This window comes from Aquabacterium sp. OR-4 (genome assembly GCF_025290835.2).
Lineage (GTDB): Bacteria > Pseudomonadota > Gammaproteobacteria > Burkholderiales > Burkholderiaceae_C > Pseudaquabacterium.
The window spans coordinates 2,166,820-2,186,279 of the sequence record NZ_JAOCQD020000002.1; the positions used below are offsets into that span (position 1 = coordinate 2,166,820).

The following is a 19,460-nucleotide window of genomic DNA, read 5'->3' on the forward strand; positions in this document are numbered from 1 at the left end:
GCGCTCAGGCGGCCAGCAGGCCGCTGAACAGCGGATCGGCCTTGCTGCGCGGCCGGTAGCCCGACAGCTTGTGCGCAATGGCGGCAATGTGCTCGGGCGTGGTGCCGCAGCAGCCGCCAACGATGTTGACGAAGCCGGCCTGGGCAAACTCGCCCAGCATGCCGGCGGTGACATCGGGCGTCTCGTCGAAGCCGGTGTCGCTCATCGGGTTGGGCAGGCCGGCGTTCGGGTAGCAGCTGATGAAGGTGTCGCCGGCCACCTTGCTGAGCTCTTCGATGTAGGGGCGCATCACCGCCGCGCCAAGCGCGCAGTTCAGGCCCACGGCCAGCGGCCGGGCGTGACGCACGCTGTGCCAGAAGGCGGGCACGGTCTGGCCGCTGAGGATGCGGCCCGAGGCATCGGTGACGGTGCCGCTGATGATCACCGGCAGGCGGTGGCCGGTTTCGTCCATCAGCTCATCCAGCGCGAACAGCGCCGCCTTGGCGTTGAGCGTGTCGAAGATGGTTTCCACCAGAAACAGGTCGCAGCCGCCTTCCAGCAGACCCTCGGCCTGCTCGCGGTAAGCGGCGCGCAGGGTGTCGAAATCGACGTTGCGCGCGCCGGGGTCGTTGACATCGGGGCTGATGCTGGCGGTGCGCGGCGTGGGGCCCAGCGCGCCGGCCACGTAGCGCGGATGCTCGGGCGTGCTGAACTTGTCGCAGGCCTCGCGCGCCAGGCGGGCGGCGGCCACGTTCATCTCGCGGGCGATGTGGCCGAGGTCGTAATCCTCCTGCGCGATGCTGGTGGCGCCGAAGGTGTTGGTCTCGATCAGGTCGGCGCCGGCGGCCAGGTACTGCTCGTGGATCTGCGCGATCACGTCGGGGCGGGTCAGCACCAGCAGGTCGTTGTTGCCCTTCAGGTCCTTGCCGTGGGTGGCAAAGCGCTCGGCGCGGAAATCAGCCTCGCCCAGCTTGTGGCGCTGGATCATGGTGCCCATGGCGCCGTCGATGATGACGATGCGCTGCTTCAGCGTTTCAGGCAGCGCGGCGGCGCGCGTATAGGGGCGGTGGACGAAGCTCATGGCCGCATTGTAGAAAGCCCGGCCGGCCGCGGCCCGCGCCAAGGCCTTGTTCAGTTGGCCGAGGGCTCGGTGTCGTGGAACAGCGAGTCGCGGAACTGCGCCCGGTCGGCCGGCTGGCCGGCCGCGGCCTGGCCCGGCCGCGGCGGGCGGTCGCCGTCGAGCTGGGCCCAGGCGGCCAGCGCGCGCGCCGGCATCGGCCGCGCGAACAGGAAGCCCTGCAGCTCGTCGCAGCCCAGGCGCACCAGCGCATCGCGCTGGGCCGGCGTCTCCACGCCCTCGGCCACCACCCGCAGCGCCAGCGCATGGGCCATGCGCACCACGGCGTCGACGATGGCGCGCGCGTCGGCGCTGGTGGCCACGTCCTGCACAAAGGACGCATCGATCTTCAGCTCGGCCGCCGGCAGGCGCCGCAGGTAGGACAGGCTGGCCTGGCCGACGCCGAAGTCGTCGATCGACACATGCAGGCCCAGCGCGCGCAGGTGCTCGAAGCTGCGCTGGGTGACCTGGGTGTCTTCCATCGCCACCGATTCGGTGATCTCCACCGTGAAGCGCCCCGGCGACAGGCCGCGGCGGCTGAGCGCCCCCTCGATGCGCTGGGCCAGGTCGTCCTGGCGCATCTGGTAGGCCGACAGGTTGATGGCCACGCGCATGCGCAGGCCCTGGTCGCGCCAGGCGGCGGCCTGGCGGGTGGCGTCCTCGATCACCCAGTTGCCGATGGCGCCGATCAGGCCGTGGCGCTCGGCCAGCGGGATGAACACCGTCGGGCTGACCATGCCGCGCTGCGGGTGGTGCCAGCGCAGCAGCGCCTCGGCGGCGGTGATCTGCAGCGTCTGCGCATCGACCTTGGGCTGGTAGTACAGCTCCAGCTGGCCCAGCATGACCGCGTCGCGCAGGTCGGCCACCAGGGCCGTCTGCTCGCGCAGGCTCACCGCCATCTGCGGCTCGAACACCATGTAGTCGTCGCCGCCGATGCGCTTGACCGCGCGCATGGCCTGCGCCGCGTGGCCCACCAGGCGGCTGTGCGAGCCATGCGCCGGGTAGGCGGCCAGGCCCACCGAGCAGGTCAGCCGCGCCTGCGCGGTGCCGGCCAGCTCGAACGGCCGCGCCAGGGCCTGGCACAGCCGGCCGGCCAGCGCGCAGCCGCCGTCCAGCGGCCCGGGCACCAGCAGCAGAAACTCGTCGGCGCCCAGGCGCCCCACCGGCACGGCGGCGCCGGCCACCTCGATCAGCCGGCGCGCGGCCTGGGCCATCACGCCGTCGCCGCTGCGGTAGCCCCAGGCGTCGTTGACCGAGCGAAAACCGTCGAGGTTGACGAACAGCAGCACCAGCGCGGTGCGGTCGCGGTCGCAGCCCTGGGCGCAGGCCTCGAGTGCACGGTTGAAGCGGGCGCGGCCCAGCAGGCCGGGCACGCCGAGTTCATCGGCTTCGTCGCGCAGCTGCGCGAGGTTGTCGTGGCTGGCCTGCAGCGCGCGCTGCAGGCGGCGCGCACGCTGCCACTGCCAGACGCCAAACACCACGCCCGCCGCCAGGCCCAGCGCGGCCACGACCCAAGCGCCGGCCACGGGCAGGTTGCTGAACAGGGGACGGGCCAGGCTTTCCATCGATGAGGATATCGACCGGCCCGGCCGCGCCTGAAGCCGCCGGGTGAAGCCGATGTCACGGCCCACCCGGTCCCGCCGGGCTCGCCCCGGCAACCGAGCGCCCGGGTGGGGCGCAGGGGCGCAGGGGCGCAACAGTGCAGCAGCGCAGCAGTGCAGCAGTGCAGCAGTGCAGCGATGTGGGGGGCCCGCACTCAGCCCGGCGTGAACCCGATGCTGCGGCGCTGGCGCACCTCGGGCTTGAGCCGGTGCTCGGCTTCGAGCTGCTCGAGAAACTCGTCGGCCGCCAGCGTGGTGGCCAGCACCTCGGCCTGGCGGCGCACGGCGGCAAAGTCGCCCGGCGTCAGGGCATCCAGCGCGGCCAGACGGCTGCGCCGGGCCTCGGTGAGCGCGGCGGGGTCGCCGCCCAGCGCCTCGGCCACGAACATGCGCTCGCGCTGCGCGCGCTGCAGCGGCAGAAAGCGGATCTTGAACGCGAAGCGCCGCAGCGCCGCCTCGTCGAGCTGCTCGAACAGGTTGGTGGTGGCGATGAAGATGCCGGCGTAACGCTCCATGCCGGCCAGCATCTGGTTGACCTCGGTGACCTCGTAGGCGCGCTCGGCGCGCTGGCGGCTGCGCAGAAAGCTGTCGGCCTCATCGAGCAGCAGCACGGCCTGCTCGGCCTGCGCCTCGGCAAACATGCGCGCCATCGCCTGCTCGGTCTCGCCAACGAACTTGCTCATCAGGTCGGACGCCAGGCGCACCATCAGCGGCCGGCCCAGGCGCTCGGCCACATGCTCGGCCAGCGCGGTCTTGCCGGTGCCCGGCGCGCCGTGCAGGCACAGCGTGCCGTGGCCACGCAGGCGCAGCGCCTCGACGATGCGCGACACCTCGTAGCGGCATTCGAGGTTCAGCAGCTCGAGCTCGTAACGCGTGACCACCGGCCGCGCGCGGCTGGCCGAATCAACGCCCAGCGCGCGGTCGGCATGGCCCAGCTGGCGCTCGATCATGGCCTCCAGGCCCTGACCGGGGCTTTGATCGTGGCCCGCCAGGCGGGCAAAGCGCACCGCGGTGCGGATCTGCGCCGGCGTCAGCGCCCGGCGCTCGGTGAGCCGGGCCACCAGCGCGTCGCTGACCGGCGCGCCTTCGAGCGCGCGGCGCACCAGCGCATCGCGCGCGCCGGGCGGCGGGCTTTTCAGCTCGAGGTGGTACTGGAAGCGGCGGCGAAAGGCCGGGTCGATCTGCTCGATGCGGTTGGTGATCCAGATCACCGGCACCGGGTTGCTCTCGAGCACCTGGTTGACCCAGGCCTTGCCCGACACGCTGGCGTGGCCGCCCTCGCTGGCGCCACCACCGGCATCGAAGCGCGCCATCCACTGCGCGGCGTCGGCGGCCAGCGGTGGAAACACGTCTTCGACCTCGTCGAACAGCAGGGCCACGCCGGGCGTTGCGCTGGCGGCGGCCTCGCGCAGGGCGGGCGCGGCACCCTCGGGGCCGCGGCGGTCACCGGCCAGCACCACCTGGCTGACCTGCAGCGAGCGGTAGCGGTCGCGCCCGCTCAGCGCATGGCCGTCGCGGTCGGCGTACTCCACCTCGTACAGCGCCAGGCCGGCGGCCTGGGCGCACACCTTGGCCAGCTCGGTCTTGCCGGTGCCCGGCGGGCCGTACATCAGCACATTGACCCCCGCCGCGCCCTGGGCCACGGCATTGGCCAGCAGACGGGTGAGCACCTGCACATCGTCGGCCACGTAGCTGAAATCGGACGGCGCGAGCGCGCTGCGCGCGGCCGGGCGGGTGAACACCGCCATCAGCTCCTCGGGGCCCTGGTACTCGCGCATCAGCACCGGCGGCAGCTGGTCGCTGACCTTCATCAGGTCGGCCAGGTCGGTGATGTTGTGCTCGGAGATCAGGTTCTCGACCATGCCGATGCGCTCGAGCCGGCTGCCGGCGCGCAAGGCCTCGGCCACCTCGCGCTGGTCGACCCCCGCCACCGCGGCAATCGCCGCATAGGCCTCGTGGGCATTGCTGACCTTGAACTCGACCAGCAGGCCGCGCAGTTCGCGCTGGTAGCGCGCCAGGGTGCCGTAGAGCAGCACCGCGCGCTCGGCGGCATTGAGCTGCAGCAGCTGCGCCAGCGCGTCGATGTTCTTCTGCACCTGGGTGTGCTGCTTCTTGAGGTCGCGCGCCAGCCATTCGCAGCTGGCGGCCAGCACGGCGGCAAAGTCTTTCGGCGCGTCCTTCAGGTACTCGTCGAGGTAGAAAAACAGCGTGCCTTCTTCGTAGGGCCCGCGCCAGGGGCCGTGGCGGCGGATGAAACCGGCGTCATCCAGCGCCTGGTGGCCGCGCCACAGCGCATGGCCCTCGCAGCGCCGGCCCAGGTAGGCACGCAGCCGGCCCAGCACGGCCGGCGGCCAGGCCAGGTGGCGGCCCACCAGGGTGAGCAGGCTGGCACCGTCGCGCCGCAGGTTGAACTGGCCGCCATGGCGCACGGTGAGCGCCAGCACGAAATGCGCGCAAAGGCGGTCGAGCACCGGCGACTCGGCCATGCCCGGCGACAGGATCCACTGCGATGCACCGTGCCCTCGCGCCACGCCGCGCCCTCCCCCGCTGACCGGGGTTGCGCCCCGCCCGCACCAGCGGCCGGCAAGGCACCGTGGCGGGGCGATCTTGGCCCAGGCCGGGGCGCAGGGCAAGCCGGCGGCCGGCGCGCCGGCTCGGGCCGCCCGGTCAGAAGGCTCAGTGCAGCACGACCGGCTGCTGCGCCAGCGTGGTGAAGCTGCCGATGAACTCGTCCAGCGCCTCGGGATCGGGCCCTTGCGCCACCAGCGCCTGCACGCCCTGCTGGAACGACGCCGCCACCGCACCCTGGATGAAGATCTCCTTGCGCGCCAGCTTGTCGACGATCTCGTAGCCGCCCAGGCGCGGCGGCGCCGGCACGGTGGGGCTGACGTCGGCGGCGGCGGCCTCGGTGGGCTCGACCGCGGCCGACGGGGCGGCGGCTGGCGCGGCGGCCACCAGCGGCGCGGCCGCGACGGCGTCGCCGCTGAGGTCGAAGGCCACGACGACGAAGTGATCCGAGTTGTAGAGCATCTGCATGGTGAAACTCCTTTGACCTGCAGCTGGGGCCGCCGCCGCGGCTTTCAAGCCGGTGGCAGGCGCCCGGTCAAGGGGGTGGACAGCGGGCCTGGGCCGCGGCGGCGCTCACGGCGGCGGCGCCGGCTCGGCCGCCAGCAGCAGATCGAGCACCTGGCCGCTGCGCAGCAGCGTGAAGCGCAGGCGCGCCGGCCAGTGGCCGCGTGCGGGGTCGAGCCAGGCCTCCACGCGCAGGCCCTCGGGCCTGGGCGGCTCGCGCCGCCAGTGCGCCAGGGTCAGGCTGCCCAGCGGGGTATGGAGCGACGGGTGACCGTCAAGCTGCCAGTGCCAGGTCTCGGCCCAGCCGCGCGCATCGGCCACGAACACCCGGATGCCGCCGGCCGGCGGCGTTTCGGGCGCCGCGGCCACGATGGCGGTCAGCTGGGCCAGCACGCTCAAGCGGTCTTGCGTGCCGGGCAGCAGCGCAAAGTCGATGCGCGGGCCCGAGAAGCCGATGCGGCCGGTGTCGCGGCGAAAGTTGGCGGCGCGCCAGCCGCGGCCGCGGCGTCGGTCGGTGAAGCGCTCGGGCGCCAGGCCGGCGCTGTCGAAACCGCCGGTGCTGGCCTGCTCCAGCAGCGGCCGGCCGCCGGCCTGGGCCTCGAGCTGCAGCGTGTAGCGCCGGCCATCGTGGCGCAGCAGCAGGCGCGCTTCACCACGGGCCGGCGGCGCGGTGCCGTCCCCTGCGGCATCGGCCTGGCCGCTGCGCACCTGGTAGCGCAGCAGCACCGGCAGCGGCACCCGCGTGGCGTACACCGGCGGCGGCGCGCCATCGGCCGGCGGCGGCGGGGCGGACTCGGCGTCGGGTTCGGCATCGGTGGCGGCGTCGGCGGCGGCGTCGGGCGCGGCCGGCGCCGCGGCGGCGGCCGGGCGCTGCGCCAGCCAGGGGGCGGCGGCCTCGCCGGGGGCCGCGGCATCGTGCGCGGGTGGCCGCGGGCCATCGGCGGCGGCGGGTTCGGGCCGGGCTGCGGCGCCAGGGGGCGGGCGGGTCGGGGTCGGGGCCTGGGCCGGCTGGGCGTGGCGCTCGGCGGGGGGCGGGCCGGGCGGCGGCGGCCGGTGGCGCGGTGTCGGCCATCCGGGCCAGGGCAGCGGGCGGCGCCAAGGCCGGTGGCACCAGCAGCATCGGCCGCGGCGCCGGGCCCGCGCCGCTGCCGCTGGGCGGCGTGCCCGCCAGCCAGTGCGCGATCAGCAGGCCGTGCGCCGCCAGCACCAGGCCTGCCAGCAGCAGCAGGCGCGGCCATGGCCGCCGGCCGGGCGGCGGCGGCTGGCGGGCATGGGGGGGTGGCGCGCGCATCGGACAATGGTGCCAAATCCGGCGGGCCCCGCGGCCCGGCCCGCGGCACCGCGCCGCGCACGACAGAACGCGCCCGACAGTCCGCGCCCGACAGAACCGCCCAAGACCGCCCAAGACCGCACCACCACGATGAAACTCGCCACTTACAAGGATGGCTCGCGCGACGGCCAGCTGCTGGTCGTCTCGCGCGACCTCAGCACCGCGCACTACGCCAACGGCATCGCCAGCCGGCTGCAGCAGGTGCTGGACGACTGGAACTTCCTGTCGCCGCAGTTGCAGGACCTGTACACCACGCTGAACCAGGGCAAGGCGCGCCATGCCTTTGCCTTTGAGCCGCGCCAGTGCATGGCGCCGCTGCCGCGTGCCTATGGCTGGCTGCAGGCCGATGCCTGGCCCGCGCCGGCGCAGCGCCAGGCCGGCGCTGAAGCCGCGGCCGACAGCGACGCGCCAGCGCAGCCGCCCCTGCTGCAGGGCGCCAGCGATGACTTTCTCGGCCCCTGCGACGACGCCTGGTTCGGCTCGGCCGCCTGGGACATCGACTTCGGCGCCGGCCTGGCCGCCATCACCGGCGACGTGGACATGGGCGCCAGCGCCGAGCAGGGCCTGGACGGCGTGCGCCTGCTGGTGCTGGCCAACCTGTGGCGGCTGCGCGCGCTGGCGCCCACCGAGCATGCGCTGCCGGCGCCCGCCTTCGGCCCGGTGGCAATCACCCCCGACGAGCTGGGCGAGGCCTGGCAGGGCGGCCGGGTGCATCTGCCGCTGCTGGCCGCGGTCAATGGCCGCAAGCTGGGCCAGTGCCCGGGTGCCGGCATGGCCTGGCACTTCGGCGAGCTGATCGCCCGGGCCGCCAAGACGCGCAACCTGCGCGCCGGCTGCATGCTGGGCGCCGGCCCGGCCCGCGCCGACGATGCGGCGCAGGGCGTGGGCTGCCTGGCCGACAAGCGGGCGCTGGAGACCGCGCTGCACGGCGAGCCGCGCAGCGCCTGGCTGGCCCTGGGCGACACCGTGCGCCTGGAGTTGAAGGGCCGCGACGGGCAAAGCCTGTTCGGCGCCCTGGCCCAGCGCGTGGTGGGGCCGGGCATGGCCAGCGCGGCCGAGGCCGAGGCTGGTGAAGCCCCCGACGCCGCCGAAGCGGCCGCGCCCCGGCCGACGCAGCCCCCGCCGAGACCCCCTGACGGGCCGGGGCGCCCTGGGGTGCAAGGCGGGCGTGGGTGAACGACGCTCGGCCTGTCAGTTCAGGTGCCGTGCCAGAAAGGCCTCGAGCCGCCGCGCGAAGTCGAAGCGGTTCTCGGGCTTGAGCCAGCCATGCCCTTCGTCGGCGTAGACGATCCACTCGGGCTCGGGCTTGCCGGCGCGGCGCAGCGCGTTGCGAAAGGCCTCGCCCTGGGCCAGCGGCACGCGGCGGTCTTGCGCGCCATAGGCCAGCAGCAGCGGAATCTGCCACTCGGCGGCGCGCAGCACCGGTGTGGCTTCGTCCAGCAGCGCGGCATCGGTCACCGGATCGCCCACCAGCGCCGGCCAGCTGTAGCGGCGCACCTCGTCGTTGAAGTCTTGCCAGGCGTCCCAGCGGTTCATCATCGCGCGCGGATCGGTCACGCCCACCCACGAGGCGGCGCAGCGAAAGATGCCGGGATGCTTGAGCGGCGCCATCAGCGCGGCATAACCGCCATAGCTGGCGCCGGCAATGCACACCCGGCCGGCATCGACATGGCCCTGCGCCGCGGCCCAGTGGACGGCATCGACCAGGTCGTCCTGCATCGCCCGGCCCCATTGCTTGCGACCGGCCTGGAACCAGCGCGCGCCGTAGCCGGTGCTGCCGCGGAACTCGGGCTCGATCACCACATAGCCGCGCGAGGCCAGAAACTGCGCCTGGCCATCCCAGCGCCAATGGCCGCCGCGCACCCAGGGGCCGCCGTGCACCAGCAGCACCGCCGGGCGCGGCCGCTTGTCCTTGTCGGCGCCGGCCGGCAGCGTGAGCCACAGCGGCATCTGCTGGCCGTCGCGCGTGGGCACGCGGTGGAAATCGAGCGTGGCCATGCGCCGCGGCTCGATGTCCTTGCGCACCACACCCAGGCGGCTCCAGCGCGCGTCGCTGCGGCGCGGGCGCAGCAGCCACAGCTCGCCGGGCTGCTGGTCGGACCACGACGCCACCAGCAGCACCGGGTCGTCACCGGTGCAGCGCCGGCAGCTCAGGCGGTTGACCCGGCCGGCCAGCATCTTGTCGGCCTCGGCCTGCCAGGTTTTCAGATCGGGCTGGAACCACACCGTGGTCTCGGCGTCGGTCTCGGCGCGCACGCCCAGCACCGGCCCGCCCTCGGGCGCGCTGACCAGGCTGCCGCGAAAGTCGAAGCCCTGCGTGCGCACCAGCGACTCGCCGGCCGGCTGGCCGGTGGCAAAGTCGAAGCGGCGCAGCTCGCTGGTGCCCTCGCGTCCGGCGGGCTGGGTGACGTACAGCCCCCCCTGCTCGTCCACCGAGTGCGGCGACCACGGCCGGCGCGTGTTGGGCATGCGCGCAATTTCGCGCCAGGCGGCGTCGCCCGGACCGCGCCAGTGCAGCCGCAGCTCGCCGTCGCGCACGACCTGCGCCAGGCGCGGCTCGCCGCGGGGGTCGAACCACCAGTCGGTGGCACCGTCGGGCATGCCCGCGGCCAGCGAGCGGGTGGTGACGGTAGCCAGGTTCAGGCGCATCGGCACCACCTCGCGCAGGTCGCCACCACCATCGAACACCATGCGGCCGATGACCACCTCGTCCTGCGTGTCGCGCGGCACCGCCAGCAGCCGGTGATGCCACTCGAGCGGCTGGCGCCCGGGACCGACGCGATCAACCACCGTGTCCCAGCGCATGCGCACCACCATGCGCTGCCCCTGGCCGTCGGCCTGCACCGTGAACAGCCCCGGCGCGCCGCGCTGGTCACCCGAACCGCGGCTCAGGTCCACCAGGCGGTAGGTCAGGCGCTCGTTGCCCACCCACTCGAAGCTTTCGATGTCGGCATCGGCATAGGCCGCCACCACCCTGGGCGTGCCCGCGCCGTCCACGGGCAGCACCGCCAGGGCGCGCCGGCCGCGCACATTGGCAATGGCCGCCAGCTGCCGGCCCGACGGTGACAGCTCGACCTCGCCCAGGTCGTCATGGCTGAAGAACAGCGCCGCCGGCGGCAACGCGCTGGCGGGCCCGGCCGCCGCATGGGCGGCGGTCGTGGCTGCAGCCGTGGTTGCGGTCGCGGCAGCCGTACCGGCCGCCGGCGCCACCGCGGCCGTCTGCCCCTGGGCGGCCATGCCGACCCACAGCGCCGCCAGCCCGGCGGCCCAGTCCCGCCATCCAATGCCGCCCGTGCGCGGGCGGCCCAACATGCCTGCCATTTGAATATCCTCCCTGTTGGTGCACGATGATGCCGCAGGCCTGGCGCGGGCTGTGGCATCGTGCGGCGCATCTCCCCCCGCCGGCCGATGCCGCGCCACCGATGACCGAATTTCCCCGCACCCTCAAGCACATCACCCTCTGGCTGGTGCTGGGCACGGCCGTGTTTCTGGGCGTGCAGGCCTGGCAGGCGCAGCAGCAGGCCAGCCGCATCGTCATCGAGGGCCGGCACATCGAGCTGCGGCGCAGTGCCGACGGGCACTTTCACTGGACCGGCAGCGTCAACGGGCGGCCGGTGAGTTTTCTGGTCGACACCGGCGCCACGCGCACCGCGCTGCCGCTGGCCCTGGCCGAGCAGCTGGGCCTGCAGCCCGAGGCGCGGGTGCAGAGCCACACCGCCGGCGGCGTGGTGCAGGGCTGGCAGGCGCGGGCCGATCTGCTGCTGGATGGCGGCGTGCGCGCCGAGCGCCTGCCGCTCACCGTGCTGCCGCAGCTGGGCGCGCCGCTGCTGGGCATGGACGTGCTGTCCAAGCTGAGCTTCACGCAGACCGACGGCGTGCTGCGGCTCGAACGCCCCGCCCCTTGAGCATGGGCCCGCGCGCGCGGCGCCCGCCACGGCGCGGCGCGCCGGGCTACCATGGCCGGCACACCCCAAATCCAGCCTAGGAGATGCGCATGTCCGATCCTCTGTCCTTCACCAAGATGGTTCCCGGCTTCGACTTCCTGCAGGGCCTGGTGAAGAACGCCGGTGCGGCGCTGCCCAACGTGGGCCACTGGATCGCCCCCACGCTCGACCCGCAGGAGCTGGAAAAGCGCATCGAGGAGCTGCGCACCGTGCAGTTCTGGCTGGAGCAGAACGCGCGCATGCTGGGCGCCACCATCCAGGCGCTGGAGGTGCAGCGCATGACCTTGTCGACGCTGAAGACCATGAACGTCTCGCTGGGCGACCTGACCGAGTCGCTCAAGATCCGCGTGCCGGAGCCCAGCCCGGCGCCCAGCCCGGCAGCCCGTGCCAGCGCGCCGGCACCGGCCCCCGAGCCCGAACCCGAGGCGCCGGCCGAGGCCCCGACGGCCAGCGTGCCGCCGGGTGTGATCGACCCGATGCAGTGGTGGGGCGCGCTGACCAAGCAGTTCACCGACCTGGCCGCCTCGGCCATGAACGACAGCGCCACCGATGCCGCCAAGAACCTGGCCGGCGCGATGGTCAAGCAGAGCTTCGACGCCGCCGGCGAGACGCTGAAAAAGGCCGCGGCCATGCCCGGCAACATGGTCAAGACGGCCGCCAGCGTGGCGCAGAAGGCCGCCTCGGTGGCGGGCACCATGGGCGGCACCATGGGCGGCACCATGGGCGGCACGGTGGGGGCTGCGGCGGGTGGTGCCGCGATGCCGCCAGCCCCGGCCGCGCGCAAGCCGGCACGCCGGGGCGCGGCCGGCACGCCGGCGCCCAAGGCCGCGGCCAAGGTCGCCCGCAAGGCGGCGGCCAAGCGCAGCCCGCGCTGAGGCGCAGGCACCGGCGCAGCCCGCCCTGCCGCCACCCGCCTGCTCCCACCTGCACCCGCACCCTCGCACCCGCCAGCCCCAGCCCACCGGCCCACCCCGCCCATGCAAGCCGCCATCACCGCCCACGCCACGCATCCCGATGCGCGCATGGCGCTGGCCCTGGCCGCCGCCCAGGCCGATGCCCAGCGCGCGGCGCGGCGGCCGGCCTTCCATCCCACGCTGGGCCTGCTGTACCTGAGCGACCGCTACGTGCCGCAGGCCGAGGCCCTGCTCGACGATGCGCGCCAGCGCTGGCCCGGCGTGCAGTGGGCCGGCGCGGTGGGCGTGGGCGTGATGGCCAGCGGCGTGGAGTACTTCGACGAACCGGCGCTGGTGCTGATGCTGCTGGACCTGCCGACCACGCAGTTCAGCGTGTTCAACGGCCGCCGGCCACTCGACGAGGCCCTGGCCGACACGGCCCTGGTGCATGCCGATCCGGCCACGCCCGAGCTCGAGGAGCTGATCGTCGAACTGGCCGAGCGCACCGGCTCGGGCTACCTGTTCGGCGGCCTGGCCGCCTCGCGCGGGCGCAACCTGCACATCGCCGACGGCGTGTTCGAGGGCGGGCTCTCGGGCGTGGCCTTCGCGGCCGGCGTGCCGCTGCTGTCACGCGTCACCCAGGGCTGCCAGCCGGCCGGGCCGACGCGCCGCGTCACCACGGCCGAGCAGAACCTGGTGCTCACCCTCGACGGCCAGCCGGCGCTGCCGCAGCTGCTGGCCGATCTGCAGCTCAGCCTGGCCCAGCCGCAGCAGGCCGTGGCCGGCCTGCGCGGCACGCTGGTGGCGCTGAGCGATGCCGACGACACCATGCTGGCGCGCGGCGGCCAGTTTGGTGCCGACACGCGGGTGCGCCACCTGGTCGGCATCGACCCCGTGCGCCAGGGCGTGGCGGTGGCCGAGGTGCTGGCGCCCGGCCAGCAGCTGGCCTTCTGCCGCCGCGACGTGGCCGCCGCGCGGCGCGACCTGGTGCGCATCTGCGCCGAGATCCGCGACGAGCTCGAGGCCGACGCGCCGGTGCCGGTGCTGCCTGGCGCCGCCCCGCCGCCGGCCGGCGAGGCACCCGGGCGGCGCATTGCCGCGGCCATCTATGTCTCGTGCTCGGGCCGCGGCGGGCCGCATTTCGGCGGGCCCTCGGCCGAGGCGCTGATCGTGCAGCGTGCGCTGGGCGATGTGCCGCTGATCGGCTTCTTCGCCGGCGGCGAGGTCGCCCGCCACCATCTGTACGGCTACACCGGCGTGCTGACGGTGTTGCTGTGAGCCCCCGGCGCCGCGGGTACGCAACGCCCGCCGCCAGGCGGGTGCGGGCCGGCCTGGGCGCGACCCGGCGCTCGGCCCGCGGCCCGCAACCGTGAAGCCGCATGCCCGCGCCACGCATTCCGCCCATCGCCAATCTGCAGGCCTTCGAGGCCGTGGCGCGGCTGCGCAGCGTCAGCGGCGCGGCCGATGAGCTGGCCGTCACGCCCAGCGCCGTCAGCCACCGCATCCGCCAGCTCGAATCGCAGCTCGGCCGGCGTCTGTTCAGCCGCGCCGACTTCACGCTCAGCGCCGACGGTGCGGCCTACCTCACCCAGGTGCGCCTGGGCCTGCAGGCGCTGGCCCAGCTGCCCGGCCTGGACGCACCGGCCCAGCCGGTGGCGCGGCTGCGGCTGGCGGTCACGCCCACCTTTTCGCGCCAGATCCTGCTGCCGCGGCTGGCGGCCTTTCGCCATGCCTACCCGGAGGTGGAGCTGGTGATGCAGGTGGCCATTCCGCTGGCCGACCTGAAGGCCGAGGAGGCCGATCTGGAGATCCGCTACGGCACCGGGCCCTACAGCGGCATCGAGCAGGTGCGCCTGCTCAGCGACCAGGTCACCCCGGTGTGCAGCCCGGCCTACGAGGGCGAGGCCGGGCCCTTCATCGGCCACTTCGAAACCGCCGAGGAGGTGGGCCGTGCGCGCCTGATCCGCAGCACCCTGGTGCCCTGGGGCCACTGGTTCCAGGCCTGCGGCATCGTGCTGCCCGAGCCGCGCGAAGGCGCCCAGTTCAACGACGTGGGCCTGGTGCTCGACGCCGCGGCCGCCGGCTTCGGCGTGGCGCTCACCCGGCTGAAGCTGGCCGCCGACTGGCTCAACAGCGGCCGGCTGGTGCGCCTGTCGCCACGCGCCGTGCCCTCGCCGCTGCACCACTGGCTGTGCTGGAAGCCCGGCACGCTGGCGCGCTGGGAGTGCCAGGCCTTTGTCGACTGGCTGACGCGGGCGCTGGCCACCGACTGACCCGGCCCCGGCCCGCCCGCGCGGCCTGAACACCACCTGAACGCGTGAAAAAGCTTCACGCGCGGCGGTGCCAGCTTTCACGCCCCGCCACGGGGCGCCCGCGCACCATCTCGCCCCGGCGCGGCCTGCTTGTTGTGGCTGTTGGATGCACGCAAGGCAGGGCCCCGCGCTGCGGGTCGGGCCCAGTGCATGGGCACCGGCTGCCGCGCCCAACCCGACGTTCAAACACAAGCCAGGAGACAAGCCATGCTTTGGCAGCAGGTGTACGACCCCTTCCACAACATGTGGATCTCGACCGCGCTGGCGGCCATTCCGGTGGTGGTGATGCTGGTGGCGCTGGGCTTCCTGCACATCAAGGCCCACATCGCCGCCGGCCTGGGCCTGGTGGCGGCGTTCGGCGTGGCGGTGTGGGGCTACGGCATGCCGGTGGGCCTGGCCGGCAATGCCGCGTTCTACGGCGCGCTGACCGGCCTGCTGCCGATTGGCTGGATCGTGCTGAACATCATCTTCCTGCAGCAGCTGGCCGAGGGCAACGGCAGCTTCAAGATCCTGCAGGATTCGCTCTCGGGCATCACCGCCGACCGGCGCCTGCAGCTGCTGCTGATCGCCTTTTGCTTCGGCGCGTTCTTCGAGGGTGCGGCGGGCTTCGGCACACCGGTGGCCGTGACCGCCGGCATCCTGATCGGCCTGGGCTTCAGCCCGCTGGCCGCCTCGGGCCTGAGCCTGATCGCCAACACCGCGCCGGTGGCCTTTGGCGCGCTGGGCACGCCGGTGATCACGCTGGCCAAGGTGCACGGCTACGACCTGATGGAAGTGACGGCGATGATCGGCCGCCAGCTGCCGTTCTTCAGCCTGCTGGTGCCGTTCTGGCTGATCTGGGCCTTTGCCGGGCGCAAGGCCATGTGGGAGGTGTGGCCGGCCATCCTGGTGACGGGCCTGAGCTTTGCCATCCCGCAGTACCTGGTGAGCAACTTCATCGGCCCCGAGCTGGTGGACATCATCGCCGCGCTGGTGAGCATGGTGTGCCTGGTGGGCTTCCTGAAGTTCTGGCAGCCGAAGAAGATCTGGACCTCGCCCAGCCTGAAGGGCCATGAGAGCGACGGCGGCACGGCCAAGCCGGCCACGGTGATCGTCCAGCACAGCCCGCAGGCCCTGCTGCGTGCCTGGACGCCCTGGCTGATCCTGACCGTGGCGGTGTTCGTGTGGGGCCTGCCGGCGGTGAAGAGCGCGCTCAACGACATCTGGGCGCCCAAGTTCCCGATCGGCGGCCTGCACAACCTGATCGAGAAGGTGCCGCCGGTGGTGCCCACGCCGCACAAGGAGGCCGCGGTGTACGTGCTCAACGGCTTGTCGGCCACCGGCACCGGCATCCTGCTGTCGGCGGTGGTGGGGGCGCTGGTGATGGGCTACGGCCTGGGCGACATCGTGCGCACCTTCGGCCGCACGCTGTGGCTGGTGCGCACCTCGCTGCTGACCATCGTGCTGATGCTGGCGCTCGGCACGCTCACCCGCTTCTCGGGCACCGACACCACGCTGGGCCTGGCCTTTGCCGGCACCGGCGTGCTGTACCCCTTCTTCGGCACGCTGATGGGCTGGATCGGCGTGGCCATGACCGGCTCGGACACGGCCAGCAACGTGCTGTTCGGCGGCATGCAGAAGGTGGCGGCCGAGCAGCTGGGGCTGAGCCCCAACCTGATGGGAGCGGCCAACTCCTCGGGTGGGGTGATGGGCAAGATGATCGATGCGCAGTCGATCGTGGTGGCCAGCACCGCCACCCGCTGGTTCAACCACGAAGGCGACATCCTGCGCTATGTGTTCTTCCACTCGGTGGCCCTGGCCTGCCTGGTGGGCCTGTTCGTGACGCTGCAGGCGTATGTGTGGCCGTTCACCTTGATGGTGATCCACTGATCGTCGTGATGTCTTGAGCGCGCGGCTTCGCTGGCGTGGTTTCCCATGGCTCGTTGCAGCGCGCCGGGGGTTCGCCCCGGCGGGCGACATGGGCTTGGCATGGGACACATGGCCGCCGATGGCATGGACACTCATCTGTGAAGGCTCTGGCAGCGGACGCTGCCATGCCATTGACCGCGCGCTGCGCTCAAGGGCAGAACTGGGGTCAAGGCCATGCCATGGACCAAGCCCTTCCCACACCACGCTGCGCCCGCAAGTCTTGACCGGGGGGCCCGCGCGCGTGGACCGGCTACAACTTTCTCCGGCTGGCTATGTTCGAGCCCGCGGGGCGGGCGAGGCGCCCGCCTCGATGCACCAAACAAAATGCTCAGTGGTGTCGGAAAGTTGGGATGCGCTTTCTTTGCCTACTTTCTTTTCGCAAAAAGAAAGTAGGTCGCCCGCCGGGGCGAACACCCGGCGCGCTGCAACGAACCCTGCGACACCCCAGCCAACGAGGCCAGCCCAGCGCAGCCCAGCGCGCAAGCCATCCCGGCACAACCCCACCCACCCGCGCCATTGCCCGCACCCAGGGTGCAGCCCCTTTGCGCCCAGGCGACGGGTCGTCCGGCAATCCATGCGTACAGTTGCACCGGCTGAGCCCGCCTGAGCCCAGGAGACACCGATGAACGCCCCGACACCCGCCCTGGCCCTGACGGCCACCGCGGCCCCCACCGACAGCCCCGACCGTGCCGCCCGCGCCGAGCGCCAGCGCGAGGTGGTGGCCGCGCTGGCGCGCCAGCTGCCGGCCCATGCGCTGCTGTGGCAGGCCGAGGACACCGTGCCCTACGAGTGCGACGGCCTCACCGCCTACCGCGAGCGGCCGCTGGTGGTGGCCCTGCCCGAAACCGAAGACCAGGTGGCCGCCGTGCTGCGCGCCTGCCATGCGCTGCAGGTGCCGGTGGTGGCCCGCGGCGCCGGCACGGGTCTCTTCGGCGGCGCCATGCCGCATGCGCTGGGCGTGACGCTGGCACTGGCCAAGTTCAACCGCATCGTCAAGGTCGATCCGGTCAGCCGCACGGCGGTGGTGCAGTGCGGCGTGCGCAACCTGGCCATCAGCGAGGCGGCGGCGCGTTTCGGCCTGTACTACGCGCCCGACCCCAGCAGCCAGATCGCCTGCACCATCGGCGGCAACGTGGCCGAAAACTCCGGCGGCGTGCACTGCCTGAAGTACGGCCTCACGGTGCACAACGTGCTCAAGGTGCGCGGCTACACGGTGGAGGGCGAGGCCATCGAGTTTGGCGGCGAGGCGCTCGACGCGCCGGGCCTCGACCTGCTGGCGGTGATGGTGGGCAGCGAGGGCATGCTGGCGGTGATCACCGAGGTCACGGTCAAGCTCACGCCCAAGCCGCAGGTGGCGCGCTGCATCATGGCCAGCTTCGACGACATCCGCAAAGCCGGCGACGCGGTGGCCGCGGTGATCGCCGCCGGCATCATCCCGGCCGGGCTGGAGATGATGGACAAGCCGATGACCGCCGCGGTGGAAGACTTCGTGCACGCCGGCTACGACCTGAGCGCCGAGGCCATCCTGCTGTGCGAGAGCGACGGCACGCCCGAGGAGGTGGAAGAAGAGATCGGCCGCATGCTGGCGGTGCTGCAACGCTGCGGTGCCACCCAGCTCACGGTCAGCGAGAACGAGGCGCAGCGGCTGAAGTTCTGGAGCGGGCGCAAGAACGCCTTCCCCGCCAGCGGCCGCATCAGCCCCGACTACATGTGCATGGACAGCACCATCCCGCGCAAGCGCCTGGCCGACATCCTGATCGCCATTGCCGAGATGGAGAAGAAGTACCAGCTGCGCTGCTGCAACGTGTTCCATGCCGGCGATGGCAACCTGCACCCGCTGATCCTGTTCGATGCGAACGACCCCGACCAGATGCACCGCTGCGAGCTGTTCGGCGCCGACATCCTGGAGACCAGCGTGGCCATGGGCGGCACCGTCACCGGCGAGCACGGCGTGGGGGTGGAAAAGCTCAGCAGCATGTGCGTGCAGTTCAGCGCTGAAGAGCGCGAGCAGATGCTGGCGCTCAAGCACGCCTTCGACCCGCAGGGCACGCTGAACCCCGGCAAGGTGATCCCCACGCTGCACCGCTGCGCCGAGTACGGCCGCATGCATGTGAAGAAGGGGCTGCTGCCCTTCCCTGAACTGGAAAGGTTCTGACCGTGGCCACGCAGGATCTCGCCCTCCAGCGCCTGATCGACCAGGTCCGCGGCGCGCGCAGCGACCGCCTGGCGCTCAACATCGCCGGCGGTGGCACCAAGGCCTTCTACGGCGGGCCGATCACCGGCCTCACGCTGGATGTGCGGCCGCTGGCCGGCATCAGCGCCTACGAGCCCAGCGAGCTGGTGGTGACCGCGCGCGCCGGCACGCCGCTGGCCGAGCTGGAAGCCGCGCTGGCCGAGCGCGGCCAGTGCCTGCCGTTCGAGCCGCCGCGCTTTGCACTGGCCGGCGGTGCAGGCGGCGGCACACCCGACGCAACGTCGGGCGGCACGGTGGGCGGCACGGTGGGCGGCATGGTGGCCGCCGGCCTGGCCGGGCCCAGCCGCGCCGCGGTGGGCAGCGTGCGCGACTACATGCTGGGCGCCACGCTGCTGAACGGCCGCGGCGAGCTGATGAGCTTTGGCGGCCAGGTGATGAAGAACGTGGCCGGCTATGACGTGAGCCGGCTGCTGGCCGGATCGATGGGCGTGCTGGGCGTGATCTGCGAGGTCAGCCTGAAGGTGCTGCCGGTGGCGCCGGCCAGCATCACGCTGCGCTTCGAGTGGGACGAGGCCACGGCACTGCAAAAGCTCAACGAGTGGGGCGGCCAGCCGCTGCCGGTCAACGCCAGCGCCTGGTGGAGCGGCATGCTGGTGCTGCGCCTGAGTGGCGCCGCAGCTGCCGTGCAGTCGGCCCGCCAGCGCCTGGGCGGCGAGGTGGTGGACGAGCCCCTGGCCGCGCCCTTCTGGCAGGGCCTGCGCGACCACAGCGACGAGTTCTTCCAGGGCGCGCACAAGGCCGTGGCCGCCGGCGCCACGTTGTGGCGGCTGTCGGTGCCGCAAACGGCGCCGGTGCTGCCCTTTTCGGGCGAGCACCTGGTGGAGTGGGGCGGCGCGCAGCGCTGGGTGGCCACCACCACGCCGGCGGCCAAGATGCGCGAGGCCGCCGCCCGCGTGGGCGGCCATGCCACGGCCTTTGCCGGTGACAAGGGTCAGGGCGCCTTCACGCCGCTGGCGCCTGCGCTGGCCACCGTGCACCGCCGGCTGAAGCATGCCTTCGACCCCGACCGGCTGTTCAACCGCGGCCGGCTGTTCGCCGAGGAGTGACACG

At 73.1% G+C, this 19,460-nt stretch carries 14 protein-coding genes; 8 read left to right on the plus strand and 6 right to left on the minus strand.

Annotated features, from left to right (window positions below; translation table 11 throughout):
• Positions 1-4: 4 nt before the first annotated feature.
• From N4G63_RS21695 to N4G63_RS21715, 5 genes are all read right to left on the minus strand, one after another.
• Complete coding sequence (locus N4G63_RS21695; protein ID WP_260786818.1) at positions 5-1,060, minus strand: homocysteine S-methyltransferase family protein; 1,056 nt, start codon at positions 1,058-1,060, stop codon at positions 5-7.
• A gap of 50 nt (positions 1,061-1,110) precedes the next feature.
• A complete protein-coding gene (locus N4G63_RS21700; RefSeq protein ID WP_260786817.1) occupies positions 1,111-2,661 on the minus strand; it encodes a putative bifunctional diguanylate cyclase/phosphodiesterase in 1,551 nt (516 codons plus the stop codon).
• A gap of 191 nt (positions 2,662-2,852) precedes the next feature.
• Positions 2,853-5,183, minus strand: coding sequence for an AAA family ATPase (locus tag N4G63_RS21705; RefSeq protein WP_260787627.1), 2,331 nt, complete (start codon positions 5,181-5,183; stop codon positions 2,853-2,855).
• A gap of 190 nt (positions 5,184-5,373) precedes the next feature.
• The gene (locus N4G63_RS21710) at positions 5,374-5,733 is read right to left on the minus strand and encodes a BTH_I0359 family protein (protein ID WP_260786816.1); all 360 of its coding nucleotides are present in this window, start codon (positions 5,731-5,733) and stop codon (positions 5,374-5,376) included.
• A 105-nt stretch (positions 5,734-5,838) separates the two neighbouring features.
• Positions 5,839-6,522: a DUF3108 domain-containing protein gene (locus N4G63_RS21715; protein ID WP_314600189.1), complete on the minus strand. Its 684-nt coding sequence runs from the start codon at positions 6,520-6,522 to the stop codon at positions 5,839-5,841.
• Positions 6,523-7,189: 667 nt separating this feature from the next.
• Here N4G63_RS21715 and N4G63_RS21720 point away from each other — a divergent pair.
• Entirely contained in the window at positions 7,190-8,275 is a 1,086-nt protein-coding gene (locus N4G63_RS21720; RefSeq protein ID WP_314600190.1) for a fumarylacetoacetate hydrolase family protein, read from the plus strand.
• A 15-nt stretch (positions 8,276-8,290) separates the two neighbouring features.
• Here N4G63_RS21720 and N4G63_RS21725 read toward each other — a convergent pair whose 3' ends face one another.
• The gene (locus N4G63_RS21725; protein ID WP_260786813.1) at positions 8,291-10,420 is read right to left on the minus strand and encodes a S9 family peptidase; all 2,130 of its coding nucleotides are present in this window, start codon (positions 10,418-10,420) and stop codon (positions 8,291-8,293) included.
• A gap of 101 nt (positions 10,421-10,521) precedes the next feature.
• Here N4G63_RS21725 and N4G63_RS21730 point away from each other — a divergent pair, with 101 nt between their 5' ends.
• The 7 genes from N4G63_RS21730 (at position 10,522) to glcE (ending at position 19,456) form a co-directional block, all read left to right on the plus strand.
• Complete coding sequence (locus N4G63_RS21730) at positions 10,522-11,004, plus strand: retropepsin-like aspartic protease family protein (RefSeq protein ID WP_260786812.1); 483 nt, start codon at positions 10,522-10,524, stop codon at positions 11,002-11,004.
• Positions 11,005-11,093: 89 nt separating this feature from the next.
• Positions 11,094-11,918: a PhaM family polyhydroxyalkanoate granule multifunctional regulatory protein gene (locus tag N4G63_RS21735; protein ID WP_314600191.1), complete on the plus strand. Its 825-nt coding sequence runs from the start codon at positions 11,094-11,096 to the stop codon at positions 11,916-11,918.
• Between the two features lie 102 nt (positions 11,919-12,020).
• Positions 12,021-13,214, plus strand: coding sequence for an FIST signal transduction protein (locus tag N4G63_RS21740; RefSeq protein WP_260786809.1), 1,194 nt, complete (start codon positions 12,021-12,023; stop codon positions 13,212-13,214).
• A gap of 101 nt (positions 13,215-13,315) precedes the next feature.
• Positions 13,316-14,209 carry a LysR substrate-binding domain-containing protein gene (locus tag N4G63_RS21745; RefSeq protein WP_260786808.1) on the plus strand — a complete coding sequence of 298 codons (894 nt, stop codon included), beginning with the start codon at positions 13,316-13,318 and terminating at the stop codon, positions 14,207-14,209.
• Positions 14,210-14,455: 246 nt separating this feature from the next.
• Entirely contained in the window at positions 14,456-16,117 is a 1,662-nt protein-coding gene (locus tag N4G63_RS21750) for an L-lactate permease (RefSeq protein WP_260786807.1), read from the plus strand.
• Between the two features lie 661 nt (positions 16,118-16,778).
• Positions 16,779-18,311, plus strand: a complete 1,533-nt coding sequence (locus tag N4G63_RS21755) for an FAD-linked oxidase C-terminal domain-containing protein (RefSeq protein ID WP_260786806.1) — start codon at positions 16,779-16,781, stop codon at positions 18,309-18,311.
• Positions 18,308-19,456: a glycolate oxidase subunit GlcE gene (glcE, locus tag N4G63_RS21760; protein WP_443112091.1), complete on the plus strand. Its 1,149-nt coding sequence runs from the start codon at positions 18,308-18,310 to the stop codon at positions 19,454-19,456. The genes N4G63_RS21755 and glcE overlap by 4 nt, the downstream gene beginning before the upstream one ends.
• Positions 19,457-19,460 lie beyond the last annotated feature (4 nt).

Bases quoted from the DNA above. Each gene is read 5' to 3' on its own strand.
- N4G63_RS21750 (WP_260786807.1), top strand. From the start codon at position 14,456: ATGCTTTGGCAGCAGGTGTACGACCCCTTCCACAACATGTGGATCTCG.
- N4G63_RS21720 (WP_314600190.1), top strand. From the start codon at position 7,190: ATGAAACTCGCCACTTACAAGGATGGCTCGCGCGACGGCCAGCTGCTG.
- N4G63_RS21755 (WP_260786806.1), top strand. From the start codon at position 16,779: ATGAACGCCCCGACACCCGCCCTGGCCCTGACGGCCACCGCGGCCCCC.
- N4G63_RS21710 (WP_260786816.1), bottom strand. From the start codon at position 5,733: ATGCAGATGCTCTACAACTCGGATCACTTCGTCGTCGTGGCCTTCGAC.
- N4G63_RS21735 (WP_314600191.1), top strand. From the start codon at position 11,094: ATGTCCGATCCTCTGTCCTTCACCAAGATGGTTCCCGGCTTCGACTTC.
- N4G63_RS21705 (WP_260787627.1), bottom strand. From the start codon at position 5,183: ATGGCCGAGTCGCCGGTGCTCGACCGCCTTTGCGCGCATTTCGTGCTG.
- N4G63_RS21700 (WP_260786817.1), bottom strand. From the start codon at position 2,661: ATGGAAAGCCTGGCCCGTCCCCTGTTCAGCAACCTGCCCGTGGCCGGC.
- N4G63_RS21745 (WP_260786808.1), top strand. From the start codon at position 13,316: ATGCCCGCGCCACGCATTCCGCCCATCGCCAATCTGCAGGCCTTCGAG.
- N4G63_RS21725 (WP_260786813.1), bottom strand. From the start codon at position 10,420: ATGGCAGGCATGTTGGGCCGCCCGCGCACGGGCGGCATTGGATGGCGG.
- N4G63_RS21740 (WP_260786809.1), top strand. From the start codon at position 12,021: ATGCAAGCCGCCATCACCGCCCACGCCACGCATCCCGATGCGCGCATG.
- N4G63_RS21730 (WP_260786812.1), top strand. From the start codon at position 10,522: ATGACCGAATTTCCCCGCACCCTCAAGCACATCACCCTCTGGCTGGTG.
- N4G63_RS21695 (WP_260786818.1), bottom strand. From the start codon at position 1,060: ATGAGCTTCGTCCACCGCCCCTATACGCGCGCCGCCGCGCTGCCTGAA.